This is a genomic window from Hanstruepera ponticola (assembly GCF_012931685.1).
GTDB lineage: Bacteria > Bacteroidota > Bacteroidia > Flavobacteriales > Flavobacteriaceae > Hanstruepera > Hanstruepera ponticola.
In genome coordinates this window covers 1,227,610-1,242,878 of record NZ_JABANC010000001.1, presented here as the reverse complement: position 1 = coordinate 1,242,878, position 15,269 = coordinate 1,227,610, and the positions used below count along the sequence as shown (strand labels likewise).

Below are 15,269 nucleotides of genomic sequence, written 5' to 3'. Positions count from 1 at the left end.
CTGCTATAAAATACAATCGGTTCAATATGTTCTTCTCGTTTGCTGCCAAGCTGAACTAATTTTGGGATTTCACTTTAATTTTGGTTGGTGGTATTTCTGAAATTGCCAAACCTTTTTCTTTCATCTTCTTTTCGACCACTGTCTCCTTTTTGAGATTCATCAGTTTTCCTCGGCCATCAATCATGGCTGAACGTAATTCTTTAACTTCATTACTCAATCGTGCAATCTCATGTACTTTTTTATCAGCACTATGAGAACTTGCAATCATGATTATAGCAAGCGCAGAAATAAATAAAATCATACGCCAGTTTTTAAAAGCATCATCGCTAATGAGAAATGTTCCTTTTAAAATACTGTATAACCCTTTTTTCATTTACAACTTTTCAGCTATTCGTAATTTTGCGCTACGCGCTCTATTATTGATTTTAATTTCTTCTCTGGTTGGCACAATAAGTCCACCGACTTTCTTAAAAGGCACTTCAAAGTTTCCAAAAACATCACGTTCTGGTTCTCCTTCAAAAAGTCCATTTCTAATAAATCTTTTCACCAATCTATCTTCTAGAGAGTGATAGGATATAACGCTTAACCTCCCTCCCTTTATCAACACTTCGGAAGTTTGCAATAAAAACTCCTTTAATACTTCTATTTCTTGATTCACTTCAATACGAATGGCTTGAAAAATTTGAGCTAATACTTTATTCTCCTTTTTATGTTGTAAAAATTGCTTTAACACAGCCTTTAATTGCTCACTTGTTTTTATCTCGTTTTCATTTCTACTTTCAACAATTACTCTAGCCATTGCAGGCGCCTGCCTTAACTCACCATACTGCCACAAGACCTGACGCAACTTTTCTTCATCATATTCATTAACCACATGATAAGCTGACAGTTGATTCTTTTGATTCATTCTCATATCTAAATCAGCTTCAAATCGTGTTGAAAAACCCCTTTCGGCAACATCAAACTGATGTGAAGAAACTCCAAAATCAGCCAAAACTCCATTTACCTGCTTAACACCATAGAATCGCAAAAAACGTTTGAGATATCTAAAATTCTCATGTATCAGCGTAAAGCGATTATCATCAATCTTATTTTTAAGAGCGTCTGGATCTTGATCAAAAGCATACAACTTCCCATTTTCACCCAGCCTTTTTAATATTTCCTTGCTATGACCTCCTCCTCCAAAAGTGACATCAACATAGACGCCATCTTCAATTATATCTAAACCATCAACTGTTTCCTTTAATAAAACGGGATTATGATATTCCATGGTCGTCATCATCTTGTCCCATTACTTCTTCAGCCAAATCTGCAAAATCACCAGTTGCATCATCAATAGCCTGCTCATATTTATCCTTATCCCAAATTTCCACAATGTTTATAGCGGAAGACACAACGATTTCTTTGGAAATATTTGCAAAACCAACCAAGTCTTTAGGTATTAACAATCGACCGGTTGAATCCACTTCAATCATTTTCACACCAGCAGTGAACCGACGGATGAAATCATTATTTTTCTTCTTAAATCTGTTTAGTTTATTAACCTTCTGCATGAGCGATTCCCATTCATACATGGGATACAATTCCAAACAAGGCTGAAAAACAGCACGTTTTAAAACAAAACCGTTTTGCAATACAGGTGACAACTGCTTTTTTAAAGCAGCCGGAAGCATTAAACGCCCTTTGGCATCTACCTTGCATTCGTATGTCCCTATTAATGAATTCAAAACGCTATTTACAGATTCTTGAGATTAAGTTTCAAATATATTGAAAAATATACCACATTTTACCACATTTTACCACTTTGTTGATAATTTTTCGATTAAAAGTGGAATTATGTCGATATTAAAATTGCTTAAAACATCTTAAACTCTTTATTTCAGAGAGTTACAGAGTCGCTAAAAATATTGACTTTATAATGTTAATATCTTGGAATATGGCGTATTACATGTCAACAATAATTATCCATATATTGTGAATGATTTAACTATATTTGCTTTTAGAATAGCTAAACCAGATAATGGCGCACCGATTAAAAAAAGAGAAAAGTTACAGTTATATAGAGGTAGGCGAAGGCACTCCCATTATTGTTCTTCATGGGCTTATGGGTGGTTTGAGTAATTTTGATTCTGTCACAAGTTATTTTAGTAAAAAAGGGTATTCTGTTATTATTCCTGAACTACCTATTTACACCATGTCTCTACTTAAAACCAATGTTAAAAGTTTTGCAAAATACTTACATGATTTTATTGAATTTAAAGGGTTCGACGATGTTATTCTTTTAGGAAATTCTCTTGGCGGACACATCGGTTTATATCACACAAAATTATACCCAAAAAAAGTAAAGGCACTGATTATAACAGGTAGTTCTGGTTTATACGAAAGCGCTATGGGTGGTGGTTACACCAAGCGCAGTGATTATGAAGTAATAAAGAAAAAAGCGCAAGACGTTTTCTATGATCCTGAAGTTGCTACAAAAGAGATAGTTGACGAAGTTTATGAAACTGTAAATGATCGTAACAAGCTCATAAAAACACTTGCCATTGCCAAAAGTGCCATTAGACACAATATGGCAAAAGATTTACCAAACATGAAAACCCCTACCTGTATTATTTGGGGTAAAAACGATACAGTTACACCTCCTGAAGTAGCTGAAGAATTTGATGAACTCTTACCAGATTCAGAATTATTCTGGATTGACAAATGTGGGCATGCTGCCATGATGGAGCATCCAGATGAGTTTAATGAAATTCTTAATTCTTGGTTGAACAAAAGAAATTTCTAAACCTTATCTCGCTATGGAAATTAAATCGGCAGAATTCGTAATGAGCAATTCTGATGTGGCTAAATGCCCTAAAAGCATGTTGCCAGAATACGCTTTTATTGGCAGAAGTAATGTTGGAAAATCATCTTTAATCAATATGTTAACCAATAGAAAAAGTTTGGCTAAAACATCTGGAAGACCTGGTAAAACACAGTTAATCAATCATTTTCTAATTAATAAAAATTGGCATTTAGTTGATTTACCTGGATATGGATATGCACGCGTATCAAAAAGCGCAAAAAAAACATTTCAAAAATTTATTACACAATATTTTAGTTTGCGAGAGCAATTGGTATCTGCTTTTGTTTTGGTAGATATTAGACATGATGCGCAACCCATAGATTTAGAATTTATGGCATGGCTCGGAGAAAATAGCATTCCATTTTCTATCATATTCACAAAAGCCGATAAATTGAAACCCAACGCCATAACCAGACAGGTTGAAACCTATAAAAATAAGTTATTGGAGACTTGGGAGGAAATGCCTAACTATTTTATAACATCGTCTTCAAAATCTATTGGTAAAGAGGAAGTTTTGGATTATATTGATTCAATTAACAATTCTATGAATATTTAGATTAACTAACTTCTCACATCCAAAGCGTCTCTTAAAGCATTACCCATAAGCATAAATGCCATGACCAATATCATTATACAAAAACCAGGAATTAAGGCCAGATATGGTTTTCCAAGAATGATATAATTATAATGATCTTTTATCATAGCTCCCCAACTAGACATAGGTGGTTGAGCTCCAATGCCCAAAAAACTCAAGCCACTCTCAATTAAAATGGCTGCCGCAAAGTTTGCAGCCGAAATTACAATTACAGGTGCCATAATATTAGGCAAAATATGTCTAGTAATAATCCTGAAATCATTGAAACCTAATGCTCGTGCCGCAGTTACGTATTGCATTTCCTTTACACTCATTACCTGCCCTCTAACTACTCTAGCTACTTCAACCCACATGGTAAGGCCAACAGCAATAAAAACCTGCCAAAAACCTTTACCTAAAGCCAAGGTTGTAGCAATCACCAATAACAATGTGGGTATTGACCATGATACATTGATAAACCACATAATAAGCGCGTCAACCTTACCACCAAAATAACCTGCCAAACTACCCATAAGTATTCCTACTACAAGTGATATAAAAACCGCAATGAAACCAATAAAAAATGAAATTCTTGCTCCCACAAGGATTCTACTTAATAAATCCCTTCCATACTTATCAGTACCAAATAGAAATATTTTTTCTTCAACATAAGGTTTTTGCTTATCTGTGAAATGATTTAAATCAATAGTTTTTGTTATACCTTCCAAATCATCAGCTGTATATTCAGTATAAGTCAATAAACTCTCTTTGTGAGTATGACTTGAAATCGGGATTTCATTTTCGGTATTTTTTCTACCAAAAAATAATTTGTCAAAAACACTTTGTTTACCAAGATTGTCATTGGGCATGACCAACATGGCAACTTTAAAACCTGGCTTTTTAGAGTGAATAGACAAATGCATTTGATTAGCATGTTGCGAGTTATCAGGAGCAATAACATATGCAAAGACAGAGATGAAGCCTACAAATACAATTAAAAACAAACTAAAAACGCCCCAGAAATCTTTTTTAAATTTCTGGAGCGCTAGTTTGCTTAATGAGCTTGAGCTTTGACTCATTTAAATTAGTCTTTTACTGTTGCTACCTTTTTAATAGAGTACGACATTTTTAAATCTTCAAGCACATTTAATGCCTCTTCCATATATACATCTTTACTTAAACTCTCATGCCAACGTATGCGTTTATCTTTTAAAACTGTATCTTTTTCGAAAAGTCTTTTTTCATATGGCAATGATTCAAATGTTAGATTGGTTTGGTAATTTGAGATTTCATCAAACTGTTTAGCTTCTTCCTCATTTAAATCTAATTGCGATTTGTACTTACTATAATTCAATGGATGTTGTTTTTCATCCATACGCGTTTTAACCCATTTTGCGTTTTCTTCAATTAATTTTAATTGTGAATTATCCTTCATTCTTTCAATACTCTTTTTTATGGTCGTATCATAATCAAAGTAACCTTCCCAAAAAGAAAATTCAGCAGCATCAATTTCATCCCAACCTAATGGGTTTTCCTGATCTTTCTCACCAATATCCATAAAGCTATAACGATCCGGAACAATAACGTCACTTTTTACTCCTTCAAGTTGGACCGATCCACCATTGATTCGGTAATACTTTTGTCTGGTAACTTTTAAGGCTCCTAAATCACCATCTTTATAATTTCTTACCATCCTGTTTAAATCAAAAAATGATTGAACAGTTCCCTTACCATAAGTTTGCTTACTTCCAATTACAATAGCACGCTTATAATCTTGCATGGCTGCTGCCAAAATTTCAGAAGCAGATGCTGAAAACTCATTCACTAAAATAACTAATGGACCATCCCAAACAATAGATTTATCTGTATCCTTTAAAACTTCTTTAGGTTCATCAGTAGAACGCACTTGAACGATTGGCCCTTGTTCAATAAACAAACCAGCCATCTCAACTACGGTTTGTAATGATCCACCTCCATTGCCACGTAGATCAAGCACCAAGCCTTCCATTCCTTCTTCTTTTAAACGCTCAATTTCTTTCTTAACGTCAGATGCTGCATTTAACTTCTGATAATCTTCAAAATCAGCGTAAAACTTGGGTAAATTAATAACGCCAAAACGTTTATCATTTTTGGTTACAATGGAACTCTTTGCATGAGTTTCTTCAAGTTCAACAATATCTCGTGTAATTTTTATAACCTCAATTGTTCCATCAACTTTTTTTACGGTTAAGTAAACATTAGTTCCTTTAGGTCCTTTAATCAATTTTATAGCATCATCAATGCGCATTCCAATAATACTCACAGCTTCTTTTTCGTCTTCCTGTCTTACCTTTTGAATGATATCACCAACTTCCAACTCCTTACCTCTCCAAGCTGGACCACCAGAAATCAACTCGACAATTTTAATATTATCCATTCGTTTTTGAAGTCTAGCGCCAATTCCTTCTAATTTACCAGACATCCCTTGATTAAAAACCTCTTTATCTTCAGGTGCAAAATAAGTTGTATGTGGGTCAAATTCTTGAGTTATGGCATTTATAAAAACTACAAACCAGTCTTTACGCTCCATATCATCTATATAATCATTATAATAGATATCTATGGTTTTGAGTGTTTCCTTTCTGGACGCAACCTCAATCTCTTCTAATGATTTTTTTTCAACGTCGTCATTTTCATCAGCTGATTCCTGCGCATTTATCAAATCATCATAATTCGCTAGATTGGTATACTTTAATCGTTGTCTCCAACGTTCCTTCATTTCCTTTTTAGAACTTACAAAATCTAAAGCTTCATAATCTGAATTAAAGACCTCATCAACTGAATAATCAAAAGGAGTATCCAATACTTCTTTATAAATAACCTTTGCCTCTTCTATACGTTGCATAAGTCGTTCATGAGTCAAATTAAAAAACGAAATATCTAAAGCCTTTAATTGATCATCAATTTCCGTCTTATATTGCTCAAATTCCTTGATGTCAGATTCATAAAAATATTGTTTTAAAGGATCTATCTGCTCCAAATAATCTGAATATACTTCAATTGAAAACTCATCATTAATTTCTTTAGGATCAAAATGACCTCGCTCTAGAACATATGTAATTGCTTGAATTAAAAGCTTATCTTTATTAGGGTCGCTAAATGTTTTTGTGGTAAAGCTGCATGAGGCAAACGCCAACAAAAGCATTAATATTAAAATGTTATAATTCCTTTTCATAATTCTCATAATAAGCATGATATATTTTTCACTAAATTAAAGAAAAAACTATGCCAATATAATCAAATGGTACTAATTTTTTGTTAAACACCAAATATTCGACAAAAGCACTCTAAATTATGTATTTTAGCAACTTGTAAATTAACTTCAGAAATGTCAGAAAGACCCTTAATTTTAGTTACTAATGATGATGGTATAGCTGCTCCTGGGATAAGAACTCTTATTGAAGTTATGTCAGATTTAGGAGATGTTGTTGTTGTGGCACCAGACAGTCCTCAAAGCGGAATGGGTCATGCTATAACAATCAATTCTACATTACATCTTGAAAAGGTGGTGATTGATGATGGCACGCAACCTGAATATAGTTGTTCTGGCACTCCTGCTGACTGTGTCAAACTAGCAGTGAATGAAATATTAGATAGGAGACCAGATTTATGTGTGTCTGGAATTAATCACGGTTCAAATTCATCGATCAATGTGATATATTCTGGGACTATGAGTGCCGCTCTAGAAGCTGGTATAGAAGGCATTCCCGCCATAGGTTTCTCACTTTTGGATTATAACTACAATGCTAATTTTGAAGCATCAAAAAGTTTTGTAAAGCAAATTGCTCAAAATGTTCTTAATAATGGCATACCAAAAAATGTAGTTCTAAATGTCAATATCCCTAATCTTTCACAATCTGAAATTAAAGGTGTGAAAATTTGTAGACAAGCAAAAGCAAATTGGGAAGAGGAATTTGACAAGCGAAAAACCCCTCAAGGCAAAGATTATTATTGGTTAACTGGAAAATTTGTTAATTTAGATAACGGTGAAGATACTGATGAATGGGCATTAGAAAATGGTTATGTTTCTGTTGTTCCTGTTCAGTTTGATTTAACTGCACATCATTGTATTCAACAATTAAATACATGGAAGTTTAATGATTAAAAAAGAAGTTTTTAAAGGATTATTGGTAGGACTCATAGCAAATATTATTGGTCTTTATCTAGCCACAATCATACTAGGCAATGGCGATGAGTTTATTACAGTACTCAAATCTGCTTCAGCCGAAGGTTTTTTAGGAAAACTTATAAGTTTGGGTTCAATACTAAATTTAATAGCCTTTTTCGTTTTTATAAAGAAAAAACAAGATTATAGAGCTAGAGGTGTTTTACTAGCAACTGTTTTAATAGCTATTTTCACGTTTATTTTTAAATTCATGTAACCATGAAATATTACATTATTGCTGGAGAAGCATCAGGTGACTTACACGGTTCCAACTTAATGAAGGCCTTACTAAAAGAAGATGTTAATGCCTCATTCAGGTTTTGGGGTGGTGACCTGATGGAAGCTGTTAGCAATAATTTAATTAAACATTACAGAGATTTAGCATTTATGGGTTTTGCAGAAGTTATCATGAACTTACGAACCATAACAAGAAATCTATCATTTTGTAAAAAAGACATTGAATCCTTTAATCCTGATGTCATTATTTTTATAGATTATCCAGGGTTTAATTTACGCATTGCCAAATGGGCAAAGCAAGAAGGTTTTAAGACTCACTATTATATTTCACCACAAATTTGGGCTTGGAAGGAAAACCGGATCAATGCCATAAAACGTGATGTTGACAGTATGTATGTTATTCTACCTTTTGAAAAGGATTTTTATGAAAAAAAACACAACTATACGGTTGAATTTGTTGGACACCCTTTAATTGATGCCATTGCCAATAGAAATCAAGTTGACGAATATACTTTTAGAGCTGAACATGAGTTGAATGAAAAGCCCATAATAGCACTATTGCCTGGCAGTAGAAAACAAGAAATAACCAAAATGCTTTCGGTTATGTTGAGTATTGTCAATCAATATCCTGACCATCAATTTGTGATTGCTGGTGCTCCAAGTCAAGAATATTCGTTTTACAAGCAATTTATTAAAAATACAAATGTTCATTTTATTTCAAACAGAACCTATGATCTTTTAAGTGTTTCAACAGCTGCACTAGTTACATCTGGAACTGCCACTCTTGAAACAGCTTTATTTAAAGTACCAGAAGTAGTCTGTTATAAAGGTAGCTGGCTATCCTATCAAATTGGTAAGCGTTTGGTAAAACATATTAAATTCATTTCACTAGTCAATTTAATCATGGACAAAGAAGTCGTAACCGAACTTATTCAAAGCGATTTTAATACGAATAAACTCAAAAAAGAATTAGACAGAATTTTGGACAAATATGAACGCACAAAATTCTTTATGGCTTATTATGAGCTTGAAAAAAAGTTAGGTGGTAGAGGTGCTAGTGAAAAAACTGCGAAACTTATTTACAAAGCGATTAGTTAACCAACTTGGTTACATCAAATAATTTGGTCTCATCATTTTTATTAACACCCTTTAAAATTTCATTGATTTTATTAGCGATTGCGTAACCCAATAACGGCGGAACAGCATTCCCAATCTGTTGATATTGACTTAACCCCTTCTCCCAACTCATTTTAGTTCGCATACCTTGAAAAATAAAATCATCTGGAAACGATTGCAAGCGCGCACCTTCACGGGCTGTAAAATTCCTGTGTAAAAAAGGGTGAATAAAATTACTTTGAAATGATGCTGCAATGGTTGGTGCAGGTCTATCTGCATGCAAACGCTGATTGTTTTGTGAAAACACAATTTTAGATTTCTCCTTTGGCTTACCACGTTTTACAGCAGCATGTTCTTGTGGTACATGTGCCAATGATTGACCTGCTTTTATAACTTGAAATCTATCAATAAGTCTTTTTGTATGCCTCATGGCAACATGATTGAAAACTGCCGAGCTAGACTGGCGCATAAACGCTTGATATTTGTTTTCTGCATGAGATTTATACGTCATTTTTTCATCGCCTTCCGAAGCCTTTATTTGAGGTAAATCTGAAATAGCTTCCCAAACTGTAATTGGTCTATCATGACTTTGGATAGGGAATTCAGGCTTTATATTTAAATCTTTTCTAATACCAATCATAATAACCCGTTGCCTGTTTTGTGGCACTCCATAATCTGAGGCTAAAAGCACTTTATAATCAACATCATAACCGAATCCAGCATTTTCAAACTCTTCTTTCATAAGCTGAATAACTTTTCCTTTCTGCATTGAAAGTAAACCTCTGACATTTTCCATAACAAAGGCTTTAGGTTGTAAGTCCGTTACCACACGAACGAATTCATAGAACAATTCGTTTCTTGGATCATGCTTTACTTTGTTTCTGTTTTTATTTGCTAAAGAAAAGCCCTGACAAGGCGGCCCTCCTATTACAACATCAACCGATTCAGTAACTTGACTTTTTATTTGATTTGTTGAAATATTCCTTAAGTCTTCTCTAATGAATGGCACCCTTGGAAAATTAAACTTATAGGTTTTTTCACAATTTTCATCCACATCACTTGCCAGTAGTGTATTAAAACCAGCCCATTTAAAGCCTAATGCCAAACCACCACATCCAGAAAACAAATCAATTACATTCATAAATCTACTTATTGAACGCTAAAAATAAGAGAATTTGAAGTTTGAACAAATCAACTTTTTGAAAGGTTATTATTTTTTTAATAACAAAATTATGTATTTTCGAAGCATGCATAAAATAGCCCTACTTATTTGTTGTTTGTTCGTTTTGATGTCTTGCAAATCCAAAAAGACAGCAACAGCTTCATCACATAAATCTCATAAAACCGAAACCAAAAAAAACACCTACAGTAACAACTCAAACTACAATGAAAAAGCTGATGCTATAATTGATTACGCTCAAACCTTTAACGGTGTGCGCTACAAATATGGTGGTACTACAAAAAAAGGCATGGACTGCTCCGGCTTAGTAACCACAGCTTTTAAAAAGGAAGACATTCTTTTACCAAGAACCACATCGCAACTCGCTGTATCTGGAGAATGGATAGATGTAAAAGAAGTTCAAAAAGGAGATTTGCTTTTTTTTGCTACCAGAAAAAATAGCAGAACTGTAAATCATGTTGGTATTGTTACTAACACAAGACCTGGCTATGTGGAATTCATTCATTCCACAACAAGCAAAGGTGTTATAACTTCTGAATTATCAGAAAAATATTGGTACTTTGCCTTTGTTCAAGCTAGGCGCATTTTATAATTTTTTTTAGTAACTTTCTTATATGAAGTTACTTGATTTCCCGATTGTTAAACTTGTACTATGTTTGGTTAATGGTATAATCATAGGCCATTACATTACTGTTTCTGTCATAATTGCCTTGTGTATTTCTTGCTTGTTACTATTTACTACATTCATTATTTATTTAACATCTAAAAGACGATTTACAAAAAACATTTGGTTTGGGCTATTTGCTATTCTAACTACCCTTTCTATTGGTATTCTGGTTTTGACATTGCATAATGAAAGAAACTTCAAAAACCATTATACACATACTAGCGTTTTTCAAGAGCGTACAGATTCAAAAATCGTATTAAGTATTAGAGAAGTTCTAAAACCAAGTTCATTTCACGACCGTTATTTTGCTGAAGTCATTCAAGTTGATTCTAAACGTGTACGTGGCAAAGTACAACTTAATATTACAAAAGACTCCCTAAATGAAATGTTTCAGGTTGATGATAAATTAATTGTATTCACACATTTTCAACCTTTGAAATCACCATTAAATCCTCATCAGTTTAACTACAAAACCTATTTAGAAAACCACAATGTTTACGCGCAGGTTTATTCAGATTATCAATCATTATTTTTAGCAAAAAATGATACTCATAGCCTAAAAGGTTATGCCCATAAAATCAGGCAGAAAGTAATACAACAATTGGAATCTTACAATTTTAAGCCTGATGAAATGTCTGTAATAAAAGCTTTACTGCTTGGCTACAGGTTAGATATTAAAAAAGATTTATATGATGATTACATCAACTCTGGTGCTGTTCATATACTAGCCATTTCTGGATTACATATTGGCATCATATTACTCATGTTAAATTTCATATTGGGATTTTTAAAAAGGTTTAAATATGGTCTGATTACAAAAACAGTTATTATTCTTATACTATTATGGAGTTTTGCTACCATCGCAGGATTATCACCTTCAATTTTAAGAGCGGCTACCATGTTCAGTGCACTTGCTGTAGGCATGAACCTCAAACGTCCTCATAACATATACAATACATTAGCCATATCAGCATTTTTACTTTTACTTTGGAACCCCTTTTTACTTTTTGAAGTTGGTTTTCAGTTGAGTTATTTAGCAGTTATTGGTATTGTAAGTGTGCAACCCATGCTATATGCTCTAATGAGGAGTAATGTTTGGTTAATTGATAAAATTTGGGAATTGATAACCGTTTCTATTGCTGCTCAAGTCGGTATTTTTCCGTTATGTTTATATTATTTTCATCAGTTTCCTGGGTTATTTTTTATTGCCAATGTAGTAATCATTCCATTTCTAGGAATCATTTTAGGTTATGGTTTTATCATTATAATTCTAGCTGTGTTTCAGGTACCAAAATTTTTCCTTTTTGATTTTTATGAATTAATTATCCATTGGATGAACTTACTATTTAAATGGATTGCTAAACAAGAGTCATTTCTTTTCACTGATATTTCCATGAACTGGTATTTGGCTATTGGAATTTATCTTGTAATCATGACATCCTTAAACTACTTTAAAAGACATTCTAATATAGGTATCGTTTCAGTTTTATGTTCCATACTGATACTTCAATCACTACTATTTTATAACAAATGGCAGGTAGAAACAAAAGATGAATTAGTGATTTTCAACAAAACCAAACACAGTATTATTGGGTTTAAGAACGGGAAGGATTTACAAGTATTTCATGATTTAGATAGTCTAACTAAATCTAATGATAAGATAATAGCAAGTTACAGAATTGGCGAATTTATTAATTCAACTGAAGAAGATAGCTTAAAGGATATTTATCAGTTTAAAAGCAACAAACTTTTAATCATTGACAGTTTAGGTGTTTATAATCTGAATCGTTTTAAACCTCATTATGTTCTATTACGAAATTCTCCTAAAGTCAATCTGAATAGGGTTATAGACTCATTACAGCCACGTATGATAATAGCTGATGGCAGTAATTACAAAAGTTATGTACAAAGATGGAAAGAAACTGCTTTCAAACGAAAACTCCCTTTCCACGCAACTCGTGAAAAGGGAGCTTATATTTTAAATTTAAAATAATTTATTCTGAAAATTCAGGTTTAAAAGCGTTGTAGTAAGTTGTAAAATCTTCTTGAGATTTAAAGTCTTTGTGATCATCATTCTTAAATAACTTTAAATACAATTCTAATTGTCTCGGTGTTTTGTAACCAATAACTGGTGTTAAAAACTCACCAGTTTCTCCCAAAAATACAATTGTAGGATAAGACCTAATACTAAAATGGCGCGCTAGTTCATGCACACTATTACGTCTATTCGCTTTGGCAGGGTCGTATTGTGGATTATCAAACGTTTTACCACTAAAATTTACGGTTTCATTCCCTTCAGCATTAAATTTTACGGCATAGTAATTTTTGTTGACATAATCTACTACATCTTTGTTGTGAAACGTATTTCTGTCTAACATTTTACAAGGGCCACACCAATTGGTGTAAACATCCATCATTATTTTTTTTGGCTTCTTTTTCTGAAGCTCTACAGCTTCTTCAAGTGTCACCCAATTAATTTCTTGTGCATTTACTTGTATTGTAAAAAACAACACAGATGCTATAAATAGTATTCTTTTCATTTCTAATGTTTTTTATAAAGTCGTTTTTGAACTTAAATCATTTCAAAAACTGTTCCTAAAGTAAAAAAAACACGCCAAGTAAGACGTGTTTTGTAGATATTTTAACGATTTCTTCGATTAACGAACACCGTGCATTAAACGTTTTAATAATGGATTTAGCAATATTGACACAAAACCAACACCAATTGGTATTAAGGTGAATATCAAAAAGAAGGTACTCATTGAGTATTCTTCTGATATTTTATCTATCATTCCACCCATGGTTCCTGCAGCCTTTTGTCCAACAGCAATGGCTAAATACCATATTCCAAACATAAAACCTATCATTCTAGCTGGAACTAATTTACTTAAGTATGATAAACCTACTGGAGAAATGCATAATTCACCCATAGTATGAAATAAATAAGCCATAATTAAGAAAATCATACTTACTGAAGCCGTTTTTGCTCCTGATGGTATCTCACCAGCTCCATACGATAAAAATGCAAAACCTAATCCAAGTAATATAAGGCCTATGCCATATTTCATAGCAGCACTCGGATTGTATTTACTCTCCCACCAGCGTGAAAACAAAGGTGCAAGTGTAATAATGAAGAAGGAATTTAGAATACCAAACCATGTTGCTTCAACCTCGTTACCTTCTTGTGAAAACTTATCATTTAATCTATACAATACTAAAAACCATAATCCAATGAATGCAATGGCTAAAATAATGTTAGACAAACCAATTCTAGAAAATGTTTTTTTGGCTAATAAAATTAAAACCCAGGTGATAATAATCAACGGAACTGTTGTTAATAATGCATCTACTACTTTAAAAACCATTGCAGAGTTACCCACTAACATTCTATCGGTATAATCACGAGCGAATAACGTCATGGATCCCAGAGATTGTTCGAAGAATGCAAAAAAGAAAACCGTAAACACACCAAATATAGATACGGCAATAATACGATCTCTTACCAATGGAATGTATCTAGAAATACGTGTAATCAGCAAAATTAAGAATAAGGCCAAGGCAGTTAAAACGACAACGTTAGATCCAGATAACCCTCCAATTTCAAATGGCAACATGTTGATATCACCTATCTTCTCCATTGGGTCATTAAACAAATACAACAATCCACCAATTGCCGAAAGCACCATTAGCACTTTATCAAACATAGTAAACGGATTGAGCTTCTCATCAGATTCAGCATCATGTTCTTTGGGTGCTTCTTCATTAATGTTTTGAGGCAATTCAACTTCATGTATTTTAGACGGTTTTGCTCCTATACTTCCAAACAAACTTCCAGCTAACCAGAATTGAAGCATCCCTAATAACATAAAAATACCAGCTAATCCAAAGCCCCATGACCATCCAAAGTTTTCTGCTAAATAACCGCAAAGCATCATCCCGAAAAAGGCACCAGCATTTACACCCATGTAAAAAATGGTATAAGCACCATCTTTTTTGGACTCTTTACCCTTATACATGGTTGAAATAATAGACGTAATATTTGGTTTAAAAAAACCTGTACCAATCACCAATAAGGCTAATCCAAGATAAAAAGACATTGTTGTTTCAAGAGCCATTGCAGCATGACCTAAAGTCATAATGACACATCCAATTACAACAGCTATTCGGTATCCTGTAATCTTATCGGCTATCCAACCACCAATAATTGGTGTTAAGTATAGTAAAGACGCATACGTTCCAATTAATGCTAAAGCGTGCTCTCGTGGCCATTCCCACCCTGGGTTATCGCTTAAAATTGGAGCTGTTAAAAACAGTACCAACAAAATACGCATCCCATAGAACGAAAAACGCTCCCACATTTCAGTAAAAAATAGCACAAACAGTCCAGCTGGATGTCCAATGACTTTGTCCTTAAATAGATTTTCAATATCCGTATTCATATATAGT

15 protein-coding genes are annotated in these 15,269 nt (G+C 33.4%); 7 read left to right on the top strand and 8 right to left on the bottom strand.

The genetic code is table 11. From position 1 onward, the window contains the following. Positions 1-55 precede the first annotated feature (55 nt). Genes HGK31_RS05545 through mraZ form a run of 3 tightly spaced genes read right to left on the bottom strand, consistent with a single transcriptional unit; the run spans position 56 to position 1,727 of the window. Positions 56-373, bottom strand: a complete 318-nt coding sequence (locus HGK31_RS05545) for an FtsL-like putative cell division protein (protein ID WP_104735542.1) — start codon at positions 371-373, stop codon at positions 56-58. Next, positions 374-1,282, bottom strand: coding sequence for a 16S rRNA (cytosine(1402)-N(4))-methyltransferase RsmH (gene rsmH / locus HGK31_RS05540; RefSeq protein WP_191858827.1), 909 nt, complete (start codon positions 1,280-1,282; stop codon positions 374-376). Then, positions 1,257-1,727, bottom strand: coding sequence for a division/cell wall cluster transcriptional repressor MraZ (gene mraZ / locus HGK31_RS05535; protein WP_191858826.1), 471 nt, complete (start codon positions 1,725-1,727; stop codon positions 1,257-1,259). Before mraZ ends, rsmH begins: the two co-directional genes overlap by 26 nt. A 293-nt stretch (positions 1,728-2,020) precedes the next feature. Between mraZ and HGK31_RS05530 the strand changes: the two genes are divergently transcribed. Together HGK31_RS05530 and yihA are read left to right on the top strand one after the other, a co-directional pair. Then, positions 2,021-2,785: an alpha/beta fold hydrolase gene (locus HGK31_RS05530; protein WP_104735539.1), complete on the top strand. Its 765-nt coding sequence runs from the start codon at positions 2,021-2,023 to the stop codon at positions 2,783-2,785. A gap of 13 nt (positions 2,786-2,798) precedes the next feature. Further along, entirely contained in the window at positions 2,799-3,401 is a 603-nt protein-coding gene (gene yihA / locus HGK31_RS05525; protein WP_191858825.1) for a ribosome biogenesis GTP-binding protein YihA/YsxC, read from the top strand. Between the two features lie 5 nt (positions 3,402-3,406). On the opposite strand, the gene HGK31_RS05520 is transcribed toward yihA, so the two are convergent. Further along, positions 3,407-4,498 carry an ABC transporter permease gene (locus HGK31_RS05520; protein ID WP_191858824.1) on the bottom strand — a complete coding sequence of 364 codons (1,092 nt, stop codon included), beginning with the start codon at positions 4,496-4,498 and terminating at the stop codon, positions 3,407-3,409. 5 nt (positions 4,499-4,503) lie between these two features. After that, positions 4,504-6,633, bottom strand: a complete 2,130-nt coding sequence (locus HGK31_RS05515) for a carboxy terminal-processing peptidase (RefSeq protein ID WP_191858823.1) — start codon at positions 6,631-6,633, stop codon at positions 4,504-4,506. A 153-nt stretch (positions 6,634-6,786) separates the two neighbouring features. Here HGK31_RS05515 and surE point away from each other — a divergent pair, with 153 nt between their 5' ends. The 3 genes from surE to lpxB are packed head-to-tail and all read left to right on the top strand — an operon-like array spanning position 6,787 to position 8,958. Then, positions 6,787-7,563: a 5'/3'-nucleotidase SurE gene (gene surE, locus HGK31_RS05510; RefSeq protein WP_104735534.1), complete on the top strand. Its 777-nt coding sequence runs from the start codon at positions 6,787-6,789 to the stop codon at positions 7,561-7,563. Continuing rightward, positions 7,556-7,840 (top strand): hypothetical protein, encoded by a 285-nt coding sequence (locus HGK31_RS05505; protein WP_191858822.1) that lies wholly within the window; start codon positions 7,556-7,558, stop codon positions 7,838-7,840. The genes surE and HGK31_RS05505 overlap by 8 nt, the downstream gene beginning before the upstream one ends. Before the next feature lie 2 nt (positions 7,841-7,842). Then, positions 7,843-8,958, top strand: a complete 1,116-nt coding sequence (lpxB, locus tag HGK31_RS05500; protein WP_191858821.1) for a lipid-A-disaccharide synthase — start codon at positions 7,843-7,845, stop codon at positions 8,956-8,958. Here lpxB and HGK31_RS05495 read toward each other — a convergent pair. Then, positions 8,951-10,117 (bottom strand): DNA cytosine methyltransferase, encoded by a 1,167-nt coding sequence (locus HGK31_RS05495; RefSeq protein ID WP_191858820.1) that lies wholly within the window; start codon positions 10,115-10,117, stop codon positions 8,951-8,953. The two genes, lpxB and HGK31_RS05495, sit on opposite strands and share 8 nt — an antisense overlap. Before the next feature lie 106 nt (positions 10,118-10,223). On the opposite strand from HGK31_RS05495, the gene HGK31_RS05490 reads away from it, so the two are divergent. Both HGK31_RS05490 and HGK31_RS05485 read left to right on the top strand, forming a co-directional pair. After that, positions 10,224-10,748 carry a C40 family peptidase gene (locus tag HGK31_RS05490; protein ID WP_191858819.1) on the top strand — a complete coding sequence of 175 codons (525 nt, stop codon included), beginning with the start codon at positions 10,224-10,226 and terminating at the stop codon, positions 10,746-10,748. A 22-nt stretch (positions 10,749-10,770) separates the two neighbouring features. Beyond that, a complete protein-coding gene (locus HGK31_RS05485; RefSeq protein ID WP_191858818.1) occupies positions 10,771-12,816 on the top strand; it encodes a ComEC/Rec2 family competence protein in 2,046 nt (681 codons plus the stop codon). A gap of 1 nt (position 12,817) precedes the next feature. Here HGK31_RS05485 and HGK31_RS05480 read toward each other — a convergent pair whose 3' ends face one another. Continuing rightward, entirely contained in the window at positions 12,818-13,363 is a 546-nt protein-coding gene (locus HGK31_RS05480) for a thioredoxin family protein (protein WP_191858817.1), read from the bottom strand. A gap of 117 nt (positions 13,364-13,480) precedes the next feature. Beyond that, a complete protein-coding gene (locus HGK31_RS05475) occupies positions 13,481-15,262 on the bottom strand; it encodes a peptide MFS transporter (protein WP_104735528.1) in 1,782 nt (593 codons plus the stop codon). Positions 15,263-15,269 lie beyond the last annotated feature (7 nt).